This window comes from Actinacidiphila guanduensis (assembly GCF_900103985.1).
GTDB lineage: Bacteria > Actinomycetota > Actinomycetes > Streptomycetales > Streptomycetaceae > Actinacidiphila > Actinacidiphila guanduensis.
On the sequence record NZ_FNIE01000005.1, the window covers coordinates 115,434 to 132,204 of the forward strand.

The following is a 16,771-nucleotide window of genomic DNA, read 5'->3' on the forward strand; positions in this document are numbered from 1 at the left end:
CGAGCCCACGGCCCCTCGTACGGCCGGAGCTGAGACCGACCGTACGACGAGCCGAACCGCCCCACCCGCAGGCCGAGCCCCGCCCGGACCTCGACGGCCCCGCACCGACTCCGCGGCGCACGCGCCCCGGAGACCGTTCCACCCAGCAGGGGGTACACAGCACATGCACAGATGGCCGGTGTTCACCGCCGCCCTGGCCCTGGCGGCCGCGGCGCTCGGAGCAGTGGGGTCGCCGCAGGCGACCGCGTTGCAGGCACCCGTCGGCATCACCGCCGACAACCTCCCCACCTACCAGACCAACGGTGTGGTCTGGGCGATGGCCCAGGCCGGCGGCAAGGTCTTCGCCGGCGGCACCTTCTCCACGATCCGCCCGCCGGGCGCCGCGGCCGGCACCAGCGAGACCCCGGCGGCGAACTTCGCCTCCTTCGACGCGGCCACCGGTGCCCCCAGCGGCTGCCAACTCAGCTTCACCGTGGGCTCGAACAACGCCACCGTGCGGGCGCTCGCCGTCTCGCCGGACGGCAAAACCCTGTACGCGGGCGGCTTCTTCGGCTCCGTCAGCGGCACCGGCGTCAGCAGCCTGGCCGCGATCGACCTGGCCACCTGCACGGTCAGCACCACCTTCCGGCCCGCGGTCAGCGGCACCGTGCGCACCATCGTCGCCACCGACGACGCGGTGTACTTCGGCGGCGACGTCACCTCCGTCGGCGGCACCACCCGGCACCGCTACGCCGCCGTCAGCGCCACCGACGGCTCCCTGCTGCCCTGGGCACCCGACGTCGACCTGCCCGGCCGCGCCCTCGCACTCACCCCGAACGGCCAGGACGCCATCCTCGGCGGGGACTTCAACACCGTGGACGGCACCGACTCGCACTCCCTCGCGGTGGTCGACACCAGCACGGGCGCGCTGGTGAAGGCGTACCCGAACGGCTTCATCGACCCGAACTCCGTCACCAAGGACATCGTCGTCGACCCGGCGAGCAACAGCTTCTACACCGCCAACGAGGGCACCGGCGGCGGGGTGTTCGACGGCCGCATCCGCTTCAGCCTCACCGACTTCAACCAGGTCTGGCGGGACAACTGCCTCGGCGCCACACAGGCGCTGGAGGTCTACAACACCGTGCTCTACAGCGGCTCGCACGCCCACGACTGCTCCAGCATGGGCGAGTTCCCCAACGGCGTGCGCAAGCACCTGCTCGCCGAGGGCGTGGACGACGCCAAGCTGCTGCCCTGGTTCCCCGACACCAACGACGGCATCGGCGAGCAGATCGGCCCGCGGGTGATGGCGCTGAGCAACACCGGCGGCACCGAATACCTGTGGACCGGCGGCGAGTTCACCACCGTCAACGGCGCCGCGCAGCAGGGCCTGACCCGCTTCGCCAGCGCCCCCGACACCGGGGCACCGAGCCTGCCGCAGACCTCGGTGACGAGCATCGCGCCCGGCGCCGTGCAGGTCCGCTGGCAGTCCAGCCTCGACCTGGACGACTCGCTGCTGACCTACCGGGTCTACCGCAATGGCTCCACCACCCCGATCTACACCACCACCGGCACCTCGCTGCCCTGGATCCGGCCGCAGATCACCTTCACCGACACCGACGTCACCCCCGGCGTGAAGTACACCTACCGGGTCTCGGCGAGCGACGGCACCAACACCAGCGCCCTGTCGCCCAACGCGTCGGCGACCGTGCCGGCATCGGCCGAGGCGTACCCCGCCCAGGTGCTCGCCGACGGCGCCACCCTGTACTGGCGCTACGACGCGGCCTCCGGCTCCTACAACGCCGACACCTCGCCCTCGGACGACAGCGGGGTCAGCGTCGGCGGCCCCACGCACGGCGTGACGGGCGTGCTCCCGGGCAGCTCCAAGGCGTACACGTACAACGGCACGTCGCAGTTCACCTACAGCGACCGCCAGCACCCGCAGCCGACCTCGTACAGCATCGAGACCTGGTTCCGGACGACGACCACCAGCGGCGGCATGATCATGGGCTTCGGCAACCTTCCGGCCCAGACCAGCACCCTCTACGACAAGCACGTCTACATGACCGACAGCGGCCAGCTGATCTTCGGCGTGTACACCGGCTCCACGCAGACCGTCACCTACCCGACCCCGCTCAACGACGGCCAGTGGCACCAGGTCGTGGCGACCCAGGGCGCCGGCGGCATCAAGCTCTACGTGGACGGCGTCCTCCGGGCGTCCAAGCCGTTCGTCACCCAGAACGAGGCCTATCCCGGCTACTGGAAGGTCGGCGGCGACAACCTCAACGGCTGGCCGTCCGTCCCCTCCAGCATGTACTTCGCCGGCACCATCGACGAGTCGGCCGTCTACCCGAGCGTGCTGACGGCCGCGCAGATCGCGAACCACTACGCCCTCGGGACCGCCGGGTGATCCGTACCCGCCGCTCCGGCACCGCCGCCGCCGTCCTCGTGACGGCGGCGGCCGTGCTGCTCGGCGGCTGCTCCAGCGGCTCGCACGGCGGCGACCCGCACAACGCCGCTGCCACCACGGCCACTCGGCCCGGCGCGGCGACCCGGGGCGGCACATCCGCGGACGCCGGCGCCGGCCCCACGCAGGGCGAGGCGCCCGGCTCGGCCGCCGACGCGCCCAAGGTGCCCGACGCCCAGCTCACCCCGCCCGGCGGCGGCAGCTTCACCAAGCCGCAGAAGAAGTACCTGTCCGGCCGCGTGCCCAAGGGCACCGACCCGGTCGCCGTCCTGGAGGGCGGCCAGGAGATCTGCGAGCGGCTGACCCGCACCTCCGCGATCGACCCCGACGACTCCGCGAGCGCCATCGTCACCGGCGACATCAGCGCCTCCGGGGCCGCAGCGGCCGTCACCGCCCTGTGCCCGGACCAGCAGCCGGTGCTGGCCGCCGCCGCCCGCGGTTTCGCCGACGGCTCCTTCACGGTGGCCGCGCACCCGGTGGCGGGCAAGTCCGTGGCCCCCGGCACCTATCACGCGCCGAACCCCTCGCCGTCGTGCACCTGGCGGGTGTCCGGCGCCAAGGGCGCGGTGCTCGCCTCCGGGAAGTCGGGCAGCGCGGCCAAGGCGCGGCTCACCGTGCCGGCCGGTGCCGTCTCGGTGACCTCCAGCGGCTGCTACGCCTGGCTGCCCCCCTCGCCCGCCGTGATCCCCTCACCCACCGACGCCCCTTCCGGAGGGACCTCGTGACCAAGCTGCCGCTCGTCGTGGCCATACCGACCAAGAACGAGGCGGAGAACATCGCCAGGACGGTGGCCTCCGTCATCGACCACGTGCAGGCCGTCGTCGTGGTCGACTCCCACAGCACCGACGACACGTGCAAGATCGCCGCCTCGCGCGGCGCCGAGGTCGTGGAGTACACCTGGGACGGGAAGTACCCGAAGAAGAAGCAGTGGTGCCTGGACCATGTGCGGCCCGAGATCCCGTGGGTGCTGTTCCTCGACGGCGACGAGACGCCCAGCGCCGAACTCCTCGGCGAGCTGCACACCGTCTTCGCCGCCGGGCCGCCCTCGGTCGCGGCGTTCGACATCCCGCTCGGCTACTGGTTCGCCGGGCGGCGGTTGCGGCACGGGCACACCATCGTCAAGCGGGCGCTGATGGACCGCACCCGGTGCCGCTTTCCCGAGGTGGGCGACCTCGACGCGCCCGGCATGGGCGAACAGGAGGGCCACTACCAGCCGTTGGCGCCCTCGGCCGCGCGGCTGCGCGCGCCCATCGAGCACGAGGACCTGGACCCGGTCCGCACCTGGTTCGAGCGGCACAACCGCTACTCGGACTGGGAGGCGTGGCTGGAGCTGAACCCGGCGGTGAAGGAGGAGATCCGGCAGGCCAAGACGCGGCAGGGGCGGATCTTCCACAAGGCGCCGTTCAAGCCGGCGCTGTCCTTCGCCTACGCCTACGTGTACCGGCGCGGCTTCCTCGACGGCCGCGCCGGGCTGGACTACGCGCTGGCGATGAGCTTCTACCGGTGGCAGATCGCCCTGAAGGCACGGGAGTTGAGGCGGGGGAGGGGGTGAGGGGCCTTGCCGAGGGCGGGGCCCTTCGGGTTTCGGGGCGGGGCCCCGCGTCGGTCCGGACCCGTCCTGGGCCGAGCGGGCCCCGCCGCCGATCCGGGGTGAACTGCGTTCAGGGGCGGGCGTGGTGGATGTCGATGTTGCCCCAGCGGGTGCGGGCACGGACCTCGACGGTGTCCTCGCTCTCCTGCGGGGGCGCCGACTCGGCGAGGGTGTTGCGCACCTGCCCGTGCTCGGCGCCGACCTCCAGCCAGGCGGCGGTGCCCTCGCGGACACCGACCTCGATGGCGCCGTAGGAGGTCTCCAACTCGACGGTGCCGCGGGCGACTTCGCCGACGCGCAGGGCGCCGTGTGCGGTGGTCGCGGTGACCGAGCGCTCGGCGCGGGCGATGCTGATGTTGCCGTGGGCGCCGCTGACCCGCAGATCGCCGAGGACGGCGTCGACGGTGGTGTTGCCGTGCGAGTTCTTCAGTACGGCCCGGCCGTCCACGGTGCCGACCTCCAGGCTGCCGAAGCTGGTGGAGATCTCGGCCGGGCCCTCGACCCGGCCGACTGTCACCGAGCCGTGCGCGGCGGTGAGGTGGAGCGGGCCGGTGGTGTCGAGACGGATGTCGTTGGACGAGGTCTTCACCTTGACCTCGCCGAGTCGCCCTTCGCCGCGCACGCGGGTCCAGGAGCCGGTCATGTCCACGCGCGAGCCCTCGGGCAGGTCCACGGTCACGTCGACGGAACCGGTGGGGCCGATGAGGAGGCGCTCCTTGGTCCGTACGGTCAGGACGCCGCCGGTGCAGGCGACCTCGGTCTGCTGCGCGGCCCGGACGTCCTTGTCCCGCTTGGGGTTGCTGGGCCGGACCTCGACGACGGTGTCGGCGCGGTCGCTCGCGGTGAAGGTGATGGAGCCGGCGCCGATGTGGGCGAGGGCGGAGATGGGGGCGTGGGTCTTGAAAGAAGGCATGGCTGTGGCGTCCTCTTGGGTCGGTGGGGTGTTACTGCAGGTGGGAGGGGTGTGGCCGGGTGTCGGCTGGCTAGCGGACCCAGCCGGTGAAGCTCTGTCCGACGGTGCGGGTCTTCTCGGAGGTACGGGGCCGGGCCTGGCCCTCGAGGGCGGCGGCGACGGCCCGTACGAGCCAGGCGTTGACCGACAGCCCTTCGCGGCCGGCGGCTTCCTCGGCGCGGGCCTTGAGGTGGGCGGGCAGCCGCAGGTTGACGCGAGCGGTACCGCCTTCTTCTTCGACGGGTGCGTACGGGGCCGGCGCCTCGGCGGGCTCGCCCTGCACGGGAGGCGGCAGGGCCACCACGAACTCGGGGTCGAGCCCGCGCAGCCGTACGTCGACCGAGCCGGGAGCGAGGTCGCGGGTGATCTCGTCCATCGCGGCGGACAGCACATTGAGCATGCTCAGCCGGGTCGCCGACTCCAGGGGCGCGGTGAGCCGCTCCGCCAGCTCCCGGGCGTCGTCGCCACCGGCTTCTGCCGCGACGGCCAGCTCGCGCCGGAGCGCATCAACATAGGGCGTGAGGTCCATGACGCCATCATGGCACCGCCATGGCGCCATCGGCAACCCTTTATGGCGCCGCGAGGGTGCCAATCGGCTTCACGGGTGCGCTGAACTGCGCAGATCCGCGGGGATCGTCCCGAGTCGGGGGCGCCGTCTCTGCTGGTGGCGGCCTGGGTGAGCCAGCGTTTGACGCCACGTGGCACCACTAGGCGCCACTGATGGCATCAAGGGTGCTGGTGGAGGGGAAGAACCATGGCCTGGTAGTGGGGGGCGTCGGGGGCGGGGTGGAGGCGGCCGACTGTGCGGTAGCCCCAGCGTTCGTAGGTGGCGCGGACTTTGGGGTGGGACTCCTCGACCAGGCGAGGCGCGCTGTTCGGGGCGGTCATGCATGAGTTCGCTGTGGAGGGTGCGGGCGATGCCCGTGCCGCGCCAGGGGGTGCGGACCATGATCTCGCAGAGCCCGAAGGTGCCGTGGGCGTACGGGCGTACGTCCTCGGTGGTGTCGGTGAGCCCCGTCCAGTCGTCAGCGCTGTCCGGCCGCCCGTACGCGTACCCGACCGTCTCACCCCCCACGGTGCCGAGCACGCAGGCCCACCCCGGGTGCCCGGAGTGCCGATCGAGCCGCTGCGCGAACCGCTCGACAGCGAAGAACGGATCGCCGGCGGCCTCGCGCGCGTACTCCTCGGCGTACACGGCCAGCAGCTCGGAGCGGATGTGGTTCGCGTGTGCCTGCGTGTACCGGCTGATGGCCAGCACATTCCCGGAGGTCATCAGGTGCCCCTCGTACCTCGCGGCTCACGCCGGCCGCTGCGGTGGTGCTTCCCAGTAGTCGGCCAGCATTTCCGTGGTCCAGGGAGCGACGTGGACAGGGCCCTGCGGACCCATCGTGGGGAAGTACGGGGCGAGGTCGAGGACGGGGGTGCCGTCGATCGCGTCGAGGTCCGTGACGTGCAGGTCGAGGCCGTCGATGCGGAGCAACCGGGGGTGCGAGACGGCGATCTGGGCGGGGCGGCGGTGGTTGCGGTGGGCGAAGGTGCCGCTCGGGGGCCACTTCGGGTCGTTGCGCGGGCTGCGCGCGTGCAGGGCCACGTCCTCCGGGCTCGCCTTGTGGAAGTGCCAGACGACCTGCAGGTGCGAGAAGGCGTCCAGGCCGAGCACGGTCTCCTCGGGGAAGTCCGACCGGAGCCGGATGATCGCCTCGACTCCGCCCTGGTAGTCGTCCCGGACGACAGCGTGCCCACCCACGACCTTGCCGATCGGCTCGATCAGTACCGGCTCAAGGCCCTCGGCCACGGGCCCTCCTCGATTCTCGAGACCTGCCATTGCTGGGCGATCATCATCCTACGTGGCCCAGCATGGCGCGGGCCCTGTCGTCCAGCCGTGCGGCAGCTGCTCCACCACGCGCGCGGAACGGACTGAGCGTGCGCCGCATCCGGACGACGGCTTCGCGGGTACGGCCGGACTGCACGCCGCCCATCGCGTCAAGTGCGCCGTTCCACGTGGCGAGCGCTGTGTCCAGGTGCCCGCGGGCGATCTGCACCGTGCCCAGGTAGCCCAGCGTGACGGCGTGTGTCCGGGCGAACGACTGGGCGGGACGGGTGCGAACGCTGCGATGGAACTCCCCTTCGGCCCCTTCGAGATCGCCGAGATCAGACAGCGTGCGTGCCGTCTCGTGGGCGAGGGACGCCCGGGAGAAGAAGAACACCCGGTCCGGTTCCGGGCGGCCGGCATCGATGGCTCGTAGGTCGTCCTCCGCCCGGATCAGAGCCGCGGCAGCCTCCCTGCGTCGTCCGGCCGCCGCCAGGGTGCGGGCATGAACCACGCCGAGCAGCGACTTCTCCCGGGCTGCGGCCTGGGTGTAGCGGCTGCCTTCGACGGAAGCCGTCGCCAGGGCCAGTGCCTGCGCCCGGTGCCCGAGATCGAGGGCCTGGTGGGCCATGGCCCGCATGATGTGCCCGGCCAGCGGGGCGTCGTCCGCCTCGGCGGCCAAATCCAGCGCGTGCGAGAAGTACCGCTGGGCGAGAGGGTGTTCCCCGGCGTCGAACGCGGTCCAGCCGGCCAGATAGGTCAACTCGCCCACCACGCTCGTCATCTGGGCCCGCAATGCGTCGGACGGGTAGGTGCCGCGCAGGTAGCCCATGACTTCGTAGCGCAGGTAGGCCACCAGAGCGGTACGGCCGGAGCGGCCGCCGCGCTGCTGGTCGCGCCTGGAGAAGAATCCCGTCATTTCCCGGACCGCGCTCACATCCGCCGGGGTCACCGAGAGGAGGCGGCCGGAGGAGCGGGCGCGGGCCCGTTCACGCTGCTCCTGCCACCAACTGCCCGACGGTACGGCCAGACCCGCCACGGAGTAGGCACCGTCCACCAGGATGTGCCGTCGGGTGATGTCCAAGTCGATACCCCCAAGGTCGGCGAGCGCATTGAGCGTATCGCCGTCAGACGGACGCACACCGAGGCCGACTGCTGCCTCCAGACCGAGCTCGGCCGGAGTGACAACGCGTCCGAGCCCTCGCGTCAGGGCCTCGCACAGGGCCTGGGACGCACGGCCGCGTGGCTGCACGCCGCGCAGCCACTGTGCCACGTGCGATCGACTCACCCGCAGCAGGTCGTCGCTTCCGCCCTCGGCCGCCACCCGGCGGATTCGGACGGCGAGTTGGTCCTGCGTCCACCCCAACTCGGCGATCACCGCTTCCAGACGGCGATTTCGCCGCGTGCTCGGCGACGGGGCCATGCTCCCCTCCTCCTGCGTGGACCTTTAACGGGGTTAACGGGACCTGCGCCGCAACCGACTATGCACGGACCGTGGCGAACGGTTTGCTGTACGTCAACGATAGAGCCTGAGGGAATCCGAAGGCGACGCAATCTCGCGAGAAGGGATCACCGGACGTGGCGGCCTTTGCGAAGGCACGGAGGGTAGGAGCCATCGGCATGATGGACAGCGGGCTGCCCGACTGTTCCTGGTTGCGGTTCTTCGGGGAGGAGTTGCGCACCGTGCGGGAGGAACGGGGGCTGACCTTGCGCGAGTTGGCCGCCGGGACGACATACAGCTTTCAGCAGTTGTCGAATGTGGAAGCCGCTCGCAGGACGCCTTCCGAAGCCCTCGCACGCGAATTGGACCGTACGTTGGGGACCGGGGACCGTTTTCAGCGGATTCTGAAACGGGTGCTGGCCGACACCTTTCCCACCTGGTTCAAGGGCGTCGCCCATGAAGAGGGCCGGGCCTGCGAGATCCGGATCTACGAACCCCGCGTCGTACCGGGGCTGCTGCAGATCGAGGAGTACACCCGAGCCCGCCTGCGCTGGGCCCACCCGCACATCTCAGCAAGGGAGTTGGACAAAGCCGTCGCCGACCGCGCCGCACGGCAGGAGGTGTTCGCCCGCGACACCCCTCCCTGCGTATGGGTGATCCTCGACGAATCCGTGCTCCATCGCCCCATCGGCGGTCCCGCCGTCATGGCCCGCCAACTCCACCACCTCGCCGAAGCGGCCGAGAGGCCGAACCTGACCCTCCAGGTCGTGCCGCTCGCCACCCCGGACCACGCCGGCCTCGCCGGCCCGCTCACCCTCTGGACCTACCCCGACCGCGCCGACGCGGCCTACACCGACCACCCCCGCCACGTGACCGACGCCCGCCCCGCCCTCGCCCAGGCCGCTCACACCTTCGCCCTCCTCACCGCCACCGCCCAGGCCCCCCACACCTCCCTGAACCTGATCCGCACCCTTGCGAAGGAGACACATGCCCAGCACGCGCATTGACCGGCGCCGCCCTCTCGGACTGGCGCTCGACGTACCGGAGCTGCGGTTACCGCTGAGCGCCGAGGGCGCCGCGGCACTTCCCGAACTGTCCGCGGGCGACGGCCCCTCGCCGTTCGCATTCCGCTTCCTCGTACCCGTCCCGGCGACCGGCGGCGTTCTGCCCGCGGATGTCGGCTACGACGAGGACACGCAGACGGGCACCTACGAGGGTCTGCCACCCGGCGTCTACATGACCAAGAACCCGCCGAAGACCTACGGCCCCACCGAGCCCACCGGCCAGATGGACGCGCCGGACGATCCCGGGCCGAGCGACGACTGATGGCCGACGCCGGACACGTCCTCGTGCTCGCCGGTCGCTTCGACCCCACCTGCGACCTAGTGGTCGAGGAGCTGAACCGGCGTGCCGTCCCCGTCTTCCGGGCGGACATGGCCGAGTTCCCGCTGACGCTCAGGCTGGCCGCGAGCCTCGGCGGGGACCGGTGGAACGGCACGCTGGCCAACGGGCGCCGCTCCCTCGACCTCGCCGCGGTCCGCTCCGTCTACTACCGCCGTCCCACCCGCCCGAGGTTTCCCGAGGGCATGTCCCCCGAGGCACGCAAGGTCGCCGAAACCGAAGCCCGTTGGGGGTTCGGCGGCCTACTGTCAGCCCTGCCGTGCCGATGGCTTCCCCCGCCGGGGAAGGCAGCCGACGCCGAGTACAAGCCGCTGCAACTGCGCGTCGCCGCCGAGGCGGGCTTGAGCGTTCCCCGGACGCTCATCACCAACGACCCCGCAGCCGCAGGTGACTTCGCCGACATGATCGGCGGTCCCGTCGTCTACAAGCCGTTCTTCCACGTGCGCGGCACGATGCGCGGGCGGACGGCCGCCGTGTACGCGAACATCGTCCGCCGCGACGACCTTGCCGCAGCGGACATCGCGACGACGGCTCACCTCTTCCAGGAGTGGGTCCCCAAGGCGTACGAGGTCCGGTTGACTGCCGTGGGCGGCAGGATGTTCGCGGCCGAGATCCACGCCGACTCCGAGGCGGGCCGCATCGACTGGCGCAGCGATTACGAGAGCCACACCTACCAGGTGTGCAGCCCGCCGTCCGACGTGGCCTGCGGGGTCCTGAAGGTGCTCGACCGTCTTGGGCTGCCTTACGGCGCTTTTGATTTTGTGGTCACCCCGGACGGGGAATGGCGGTTCCTGGAAGTGAACCCGAGCGGACAGTACGGGTTCATCGAGCAAGCGACGAGGCTGCCCATCACCGCCGCGATCTGCGACTACCTGGAAGGAGTCGGACTGTGACCGGGATCGTCGAGGACGAGCAGCGTGCGCTCGCGGCGCGGGTGGCGCTCACCCGGCGGATCGATCGGGGGAGCGTCGTGCTTTCCTCCCGTCTGGCCGGGGCCTTCCTCAACGTGCCCCGGCACCCCTTCGTGCCGGTCTTCTACCGCCGGGAAGAGGGCCGCTTCGTCCCGTGGCGTGCCACCGCCCAGGACGCGGAAGCATGGCTCGACGCCGTGTACGCGGACGACTCGCTCATCACCGAAGTGGACGGGGTCCACGCCGAGGACGCGGCCCCCGGCGGGCTCATCGGCGCGCCCACCTCGTCCTCGACCGCGCCGAGCCTCATGGCGGACATGCTCGACGCCCTCGACGTGGCGGAGGGACAGGAGGTCTGCGAGGTGGGCACCGGCACCGGTTACAACGCCGGTGCGCTGTGCTTCCTCGCCGGGGACCGGCATGTCACCACCGTCGAGCGGACCGCCTCCCTCGCGGACAGGGCCCGCCGCAGACTGGCCGCTGTGGGATTCCATCCCCTCGTCCTCCGAGGTGACGGCGCCAGGGACCTCCCGGCGGGCGCAACGTACGACCGGATCGTCGCCACGGCCTCCGTACGCCGCGTCCCGCCCGCATGGCGGGCGCGGTTGCGCCCCGGCGGCATCATGGTCGTCCCGCTCAAGGGCGAACTCGCCGGCGGGATGGTCGCCCGGCTCACGAAGCTCCCGGACGGCGCGGCCGCAGGTCACATCCTGCACACACCCGCAGCGTTCATGCCGCTCAGAAGCGGCGCGGAGCCCTCCGTACACGTACCAGACGTCCCGGACGGTCCCCGGCGGGAGTCCGGCCTGTCGGGCCGTGTCCTCGACGACTGGACGTTCTCGTTCTTCGCCCAATTGCACATGCCCGCAGGTCTTGTCCGCAGCTGTGGTACGAACGACCGAGGGCTGCACGTCACCACCCTGTACGACCCGGGCGACGGCTCGCTGACCCGCGTCGGCGATCAGACGGACGGGTCCGCGAGCGTCATCCGCCAGGGGCCGCGCGACCTGTGGGCGCCCCTTGAGGCCGCCCACCGGCAGTGGCAGGAGCTCAACCGGCCCCGCCGCGAGTGGTTCGGCATCGAGGTCACGGCACGCGAGCAGACCGTGCACTACACCGCCCCGGGCGGGGAGCCGCACCGCTGGGTCCTGTAGGACGCCGGCGGGCAGCCGGCGGGCAAAGGGCACCCCGGTGGGGACGTAGAGTAGGGGACCGTGTCGCTTGTGCCTGCTGTTCACCTGCCCGATGACCTCGTCGGCGCCCTTGGGGCGCAGCTGCGGGGGGTCGCGGCGCAGCAGACCGCGGCTCAGGTGGAGCGGCTGATCGGGCAGTACCGCGGGGGGACCTCGACGCAGGGGCCCATCGTGCGGGACGAGGCCGACGCCGCCGCCTACGCTGCGTACCGGATGCCCGCCACCTACGCGGCGGTGCGGACGGCGCTCGGGGAACTGGAGGAGCGGGCGGGGGAGTGGGCGCCCGGCTCGCAGCTGGACCTCGGGGGCGGGACGGGGGCCGCCGTGTGGGCCGCCGCCGACACCTGGCCCGACGCGAAGCACGAGGCCACCGTGCTCGACTGGTCGCAGCCCGCCCTCGCGCTCGGCCGCGCCCTGGCCGCCCGCGCGGCCTCCGACGCCGTACAGGCCGCCGCCTGGACCCGCGCGCCCCTGGGGGCGGACAGCGCCCCCGACCTGCCCGCCGCCGACCTGGTCACCGTCTCCTACGTGCTCGGCGAACTCGCCGCCGCCGACCGCGACCGGCTGGTCGAAGCCGCCGCGGGAGCCGCCCGCGCCGCCGTGGTCGTCGTGGAGCCCGGCACGCCCGAGGGGTACGCCCGCGTACTCGCCGCCCGCGAGCGGCTGATCGCACAGGGCCTGACCGTGCTCGCCCCCTGTCCCCACGACGGCGCCTGTCCGGTGACCGGCACCGACTGGTGCCACTTCGCCGCCCGCGTCACCCGCAGCACCCTGCACCGCCAGGTCAAGGGCGGCACCCTCCCCTACGAGGACGAGAAGTTCAGCTACGTGGCCGCCGCCCGCCCCGCCGCACTGCCCGGCGCCACCCCCGCGCAGCACCGCATCGTGCGCCACCCCCGCATCCGCAAGGGCCAGGTCCTGCTCGACCTGTGCGCCCCGGGCTCCGCACTCACCCACCCGACGGTCACCAAACGCACGGCCGCCCTCTACCGCGCCGCCCGCGACGCCGACTGGGGCGACGCCTGGCCCCCGAAGGACCAGGAACCCTCGTAGAGGCAGGAGCGTGAGCCGGAGCCCCGCGAGACCAGAAACTGCCGCGGGGGCTTCGTACAAACCGGAACCGCCGCGTACGGGGCTCCGTCCCCGCCCACGGATCGCCGTACGCGCGGGAGCCCCCGCGGGGCCACCATCCGCCGCGCGAGCCGGAACCCCCCCGAGCCCCGGAACCCGGTACGCCCGCGAACCGCCCGGTCAGGAGGGGAACCCGCGCAGGGGCGGAACCCCCGCACGAGCGAGCCCGCTCAGAGCCACCCGACCTTCCTGAAACCCCGGTAGCACAGACCCGACAGCACCGCCGTCACCCCCAGCATCAGCGGATAGCCGAAGGTCCACCCCAGCTCCGGCATGTGGCGGAAGTTCATCCCGTAGAACCCGGCGATCATCGTCGGCACCGCCAGGATCGCCGCGCCCGCGCTGATCCGCCGCATGTCGACGTTCTGCTGCACGGCCAGCCGGCTGAGGTTCGCCGACAGCAGCCCGTCGACCAACTCCCCGTACGCCACCAGCCGTTCGCGGACGTGCGAGAGGTGGTCGGCGACATCCCGGAAGTAGCGGCCCATCTCCGCGGTCACCAGGCCCTCGGCGCCGTCGGTCAACCGCTCCAGCGGGCGCGCCATCGGGAAGACGGCGTGCTTGAACTCGATAAGCTCGCGCTTGAGTTGGTAGATCCGCTCGGCGTCGTCCGCGTGCGCCTCGGAGAAGACGTCCGACTCCAGGGTGTCCACATCGAGTTCGACCGCGTCGGCCACGTCCAGGTAGTCGTCCACGACCCGGTCGGCTATGGCGTGCAGCACCGCCGCCGGCCCGTGCGCCAGCATCTGCGGGCGCGCCTCCAGCGCCTTGCGCACCCCGGTCAGGCCCGGCGCGCTGCCGTGCCGCACCACGACCACGAAGTCCGGGCCGAGGAAGATCATCACCTCGCCGGTGTCCACCACCTCGCTGGTCGCCGTCAGCTTCTCGTGCTCCACGAAGACGATCGTCTTCAGCACCAGGAACAGCGTGTCGCCGTAGCGCTCCAGCTTCGGCCGCTGGTGGGCCTGGACGGCGTCCTCGACGGCCAGCGGGTGCAGGCCGAAGACCTCGGCGATCTCCGCCAGGTGCTCGGCCTCCGGCTCGTGCAGGCCGATCCACGCGAAGCCGCCGCGCCGCCGGGCCTCCTCCAGCGCGGCCTGCGGCGGCAGCGAGGCCGCCCGCGAACCGTCCTCGTACACCGCGCAGTCCACCACCACGTCCGCAGTGCAGCGTCGCGGCCCGGGCAGGCCGTCCGCGCCGGACTCCAGCGTGTGCCAGTGCTCGCGCCGCCGCCACTGCCGGCCGGTGCGGCCGGGTGCCCGCTCCGGGGAGCGCACCACCGTGGGCCGGAACGACCTCTTCGACCGGGATGCCGTCATCGCGTCTTCTCCAGTACCGCCATCGCCGCGTTGTGCCCGGGGACACCGCTGACCCCGCCGCCGCGGACCGCGCCCGCGCCGCAGAGGAAGACGTTCGCATGCCCGGTGCCGACACCCCAACGGCCCGTGGCGCGCGTCACGTCACCACCGGGAGCCGAGTCCCCTTCAGCGCCCCCGCCGGAGGCGCCCTCGGGCGCGTACGGCCACGCCAGGTCCCGGTGGAAGATGTGCCCGCCGGGCAGCCCCACCTCGCGCTCCAGGTCCAGCGGCGACTTCGCCTCCAGGCACGGCCGCCCCTGCGCGTCCACCGCGAGGCAGTCAGCGATCGGCTCGGCCAGCACCGCGTCCAGCTGCGCCAGTGTCGCCGCCAGCAGCCGCTCCTTGACGCCCGTGGGGTCGGCCGCGAACAGCCGCGCGGGCGCGTGCAGGCCGAACAGCGTCAGGGTGTGCACGCCCTGCGCGGCCAGCTCCGGCGACAGGATCGAGGGGTCGGTCAGCGAGTGGCAGTAGATCTCCGAGGGCGGCGCGTCCGGCACCGCCCCCGCGGCGGCCTGCTCGTACGCGCGCTGCAACTGCCCGTACCCCTCGGCGATGTGGAAGGTGCCCGCGAACGCCTCGCGCGGGTCCACCGCGGCGTCGCGCAGCCGCGGCAGCCGGCGCAGCAGCATGTTCACCTTGAGCTGGGCGCCCTCCGGCTTCGGTCCCGACGGCTCGCCCAGCAGCGCGGCCAGCGCGTGCGGCGAGGCGTTGACCAGCACATCGCGCGCGCCGACGGTATGGCCATCGCCGTACGCCACCTCGGCGACGGCGCCGTCCGTGGCGATCCCGGTCACCTCGGCGCCCGTGACGATCTCGGCACCCGCGGCGCGGGCGGCGTCCGCAAGCGCGTCGGTGAAGGCGCCCATCCCGCCGATCGGCACGTCCCAGTCACCGGTCCCGCCGCCGATCACGTGGTAGAGGAAGCAGCGGTTCTGCCGCAGCGAGGGGTCGTGGGCGTGGGTGAAGGTGCCGATCAGGGCGTCGGTGAGGACCACCCCGCGCACGGTGTCGTCGGCGAACACCTCCTCCACCGTCTCGCCCAGCGGCCGCTCGAACAGCGCCTCCCAGGCCGCCCGGTCGTCCACCCGGCGCTCCAACTCGGCCCGCGTCGGCAGCGGTTCGGTGAGCGTCGGGAAAACCCGGCGGGCCACCTGTCCGGTCATCGCGTAGAACCGCCGCCACGCCTCGAACTCACGTTCCGAACCGGTGAGCCGGACGAACTGCTCGCGAGTGCGCGCCTCGTCGCCGGCATCGACCAGCAGCCCGCGGTCCCCTTGCGGGGTGTACGAGGAGATGCGCCGCCGCCGCACCGCGAACCGCAGCCCCAGCTCGTCCACGATCTTCCGCGGCAGCAGGCTCACCAGGTACGAGTACCGCGAGAGGCGGGCGTCCACCCCGGTGAACGCCCGCTTCGAGACGGCGGCACCGCCGGTCGCCTCCAGCCGCTCCAGCACGAGCACCCGCTTGCCGGCCCCCGCCAGGTAGGCGGCGGCCACCAGCCCGTTGTGCCCGCCGCCGACGATCACGACGTCGTATTCCTTCATACGGGGCAGCGTACGGGCCTTCCGGACGCCGCGACCGGGCACCGCGCGGCCCGCCGGCGAAGACGCCGGCCCAGGTGCTGTGTCCGCAACCTCCCCGGACAGAACAGCTAGTCCCGCAGCTCCAGCGAGCAGCACTTCACGCTGCCGCCCGCCTTGTGGAGTTCGGACATGTCGAGCGGGACGGGGGTGAAGCCGCGGGCCCGCAGGGGCGCGAGCAGGCCGGTGGCGGCCCGGGGGAGCAGGACGTTGGCGCCGTCGCTGACCGCGTTGAGGCCGAAGGCCACCGCGTCCTCCTCGGTGGCCAGCAGCGCCTGCGGGAAGAGCCGTTCCAGCACCGCGCGGCTGCCGGGCGAGAAGGCGCCGGGGTAGTACATGACCTCGTCGGCGGTGTCGTCCAGGACGGCCAGCGCGGTGTCCAGGTGGTAGAAGCGCGGGTCGGTCAGCTCCAGGCTGATCACCGGCCGGCGGAAGAACTCCTGCGCCTCGTCGTGGCCCAGCGGGCTGCTGCGGAAGCCCTGCCCGGCGAGTATCCAGGACGAGGTGACCACGAAGTCCCCCTCGCCCTCGTTCACGTGCTCCGGCTCGCGTATCTCGGCGTACCCCCGCGCGCGGAACCACGCCAGGTGCGCCGGGGCCTCCGCGGCCCGCTCGGGGTTGGCGAACCGGGCGCCCAGCACTCGGCCGTCGATGACGGTGGCTCCGTTCGCCGCGAACACCATGTCGGGCAGCCCCGGCAGCGCGTCGAGCACCTCGACGGTGTGGCCGAGGCCGCGGTAGCGCTCGCGCAGGTCCTCCCACTGGAACAGGGCCAGCGCGGGGTCCACGGGCTTGCTGGGGTCCATCCAGGGGTTGATGGAGTACGTGATCCGGTAGTGCGCCGGTGGGCACATCAGGAACCGGCGGGTTCTGGCAGTGCGCAATGAGGGCTCCTCGGGGGTGTGAGCAAGCCGTGCGGGCCCCCGGGGTGCGGGGGTGGACTCATTGTGGCGGCACCTT

General features: G+C 72.4%; 15 protein-coding genes and 2 pseudogenes. 9 read left to right on the forward strand and 8 right to left on the reverse strand.

Annotation, left to right across the window (positions count from 1 at the left end):
- The first annotated feature begins 163 nt into the window (after positions 1 to 163).
- The 3 genes from BLR33_RS12185 to BLR33_RS12195 are packed head-to-tail and all read left to right on the forward strand — an operon-like array spanning position 164 to position 3,995.
- Entirely contained in the window at positions 164 to 2,386 is a 2,223-nt protein-coding gene (locus BLR33_RS12185; RefSeq protein WP_093784410.1) for a LamG-like jellyroll fold domain-containing protein, read from the forward strand.
- Positions 2,383 to 3,168 (forward strand): hypothetical protein, encoded by a 786-nt coding sequence (locus tag BLR33_RS12190; RefSeq protein WP_245771358.1) that lies wholly within the window; start codon positions 2,383 to 2,385, stop codon positions 3,166 to 3,168. Before BLR33_RS12185 ends, BLR33_RS12190 begins: the two co-directional genes overlap by 4 nt.
- Entirely contained in the window at positions 3,165 to 3,995 is an 831-nt protein-coding gene (locus BLR33_RS12195) for a glycosyltransferase family 2 protein (protein ID WP_093784411.1), read from the forward strand. The genes BLR33_RS12190 and BLR33_RS12195 overlap by 4 nt, the downstream gene beginning before the upstream one ends.
- 109 nt (positions 3,996 to 4,104) lie before the next feature.
- Here BLR33_RS12195 and BLR33_RS12200 read toward each other — a convergent pair whose 3' ends face one another.
- From BLR33_RS12200 to BLR33_RS12220, 5 genes are all read right to left on the reverse strand, one after another.
- Positions 4,105 to 4,947: a DUF4097 family beta strand repeat-containing protein gene (locus BLR33_RS12200; RefSeq protein WP_093784412.1), complete on the reverse strand. Its 843-nt coding sequence runs from the start codon at positions 4,945 to 4,947 to the stop codon at positions 4,105 to 4,107.
- A gap of 70 nt (positions 4,948 to 5,017) precedes the next feature.
- Complete coding sequence (locus BLR33_RS12205) at positions 5,018 to 5,515, reverse strand: toxin-antitoxin system HicB family antitoxin (protein ID WP_093784413.1); 498 nt, start codon at positions 5,513 to 5,515, stop codon at positions 5,018 to 5,020.
- A gap of 197 nt (positions 5,516 to 5,712) precedes the next feature.
- Positions 5,713 to 5,874, reverse strand: coding sequence for a hypothetical protein (locus BLR33_RS35170; RefSeq protein WP_176930242.1), 162 nt, complete (start codon positions 5,872 to 5,874; stop codon positions 5,713 to 5,715).
- A 409-nt stretch (positions 5,875 to 6,283) separates the two neighbouring features.
- Complete coding sequence (locus BLR33_RS12215) at positions 6,284 to 6,781, reverse strand: SAM-dependent methyltransferase (protein ID WP_245771359.1); 498 nt, start codon at positions 6,779 to 6,781, stop codon at positions 6,284 to 6,286.
- Positions 6,782 to 6,824: 43 nt separating this feature from the next.
- Entirely contained in the window at positions 6,825 to 8,219 is a 1,395-nt protein-coding gene (locus BLR33_RS12220) for a Tat pathway signal protein (protein WP_093784416.1), read from the reverse strand.
- A 200-nt stretch (positions 8,220 to 8,419) separates the two neighbouring features.
- Here BLR33_RS12220 and BLR33_RS37125 point away from each other — a divergent pair.
- The 6 genes and pseudogenes from BLR33_RS37125 to BLR33_RS12245 all read left to right on the forward strand — a co-directional run.
- Positions 8,420 to 8,614: pseudogene (locus BLR33_RS37125) on the forward strand (helix-turn-helix domain-containing protein); the annotation flags it as partial.
- Positions 8,615 to 8,650: 36 nt separating this feature from the next.
- Positions 8,651 to 9,244: a DUF5753 domain-containing protein gene (locus tag BLR33_RS12225; RefSeq protein WP_245771360.1), complete on the forward strand. Its 594-nt coding sequence runs from the start codon at positions 8,651 to 8,653 to the stop codon at positions 9,242 to 9,244.
- Positions 9,225 to 9,563: a hypothetical protein gene (locus tag BLR33_RS12230; RefSeq protein WP_093784418.1), complete on the forward strand. Its 339-nt coding sequence runs from the start codon at positions 9,225 to 9,227 to the stop codon at positions 9,561 to 9,563. Before BLR33_RS12225 ends, BLR33_RS12230 begins: the two co-directional genes overlap by 20 nt.
- On the forward strand, positions 9,563 to 10,531 hold the full coding sequence (gene tgmB, locus BLR33_RS12235) for an ATP-grasp ribosomal peptide maturase (protein WP_093784419.1): 969 nt from the start codon (positions 9,563 to 9,565) through the stop codon (positions 10,529 to 10,531). The genes BLR33_RS12230 and tgmB overlap by 1 nt, the downstream gene beginning before the upstream one ends.
- Positions 10,528 to 11,703: a methyltransferase domain-containing protein gene (locus BLR33_RS12240; RefSeq protein WP_245771361.1), complete on the forward strand. Its 1,176-nt coding sequence runs from the start codon at positions 10,528 to 10,530 to the stop codon at positions 11,701 to 11,703. Before tgmB ends, BLR33_RS12240 begins: the two co-directional genes overlap by 4 nt.
- A gap of 60 nt (positions 11,704 to 11,763) precedes the next feature.
- Positions 11,764 to 12,795 (forward strand): small ribosomal subunit Rsm22 family protein, encoded by a 1,032-nt coding sequence (locus tag BLR33_RS12245; protein ID WP_407639664.1) that lies wholly within the window; start codon positions 11,764 to 11,766, stop codon positions 12,793 to 12,795.
- Between the two features lie 248 nt (positions 12,796 to 13,043).
- On the opposite strand, the gene BLR33_RS12250 is transcribed toward BLR33_RS12245, so the two are convergent.
- The 3 genes and pseudogenes from BLR33_RS12250 to ddaH form a co-directional block, all read right to left on the reverse strand.
- Entirely contained in the window at positions 13,044 to 14,192 is a 1,149-nt protein-coding gene (locus tag BLR33_RS12250; RefSeq protein WP_093784422.1) for a magnesium and cobalt transport protein CorA, read from the reverse strand.
- The gene (locus tag BLR33_RS12255) at positions 14,189 to 15,775 is read right to left on the reverse strand and encodes a phytoene desaturase family protein (RefSeq protein ID WP_093784423.1); all 1,587 of its coding nucleotides are present in this window, start codon (positions 15,773 to 15,775) and stop codon (positions 14,189 to 14,191) included. Before BLR33_RS12255 ends, BLR33_RS12250 begins: the two co-directional genes overlap by 4 nt.
- Before the next feature lie 107 nt (positions 15,776 to 15,882).
- A pseudogene (ddaH, locus tag BLR33_RS12260) lies at positions 15,883 to 16,719 on the reverse strand (dimethylargininase); the annotation flags it as partial.
- Between the last annotated feature and the right edge of the window lie 52 nt (positions 16,720 to 16,771).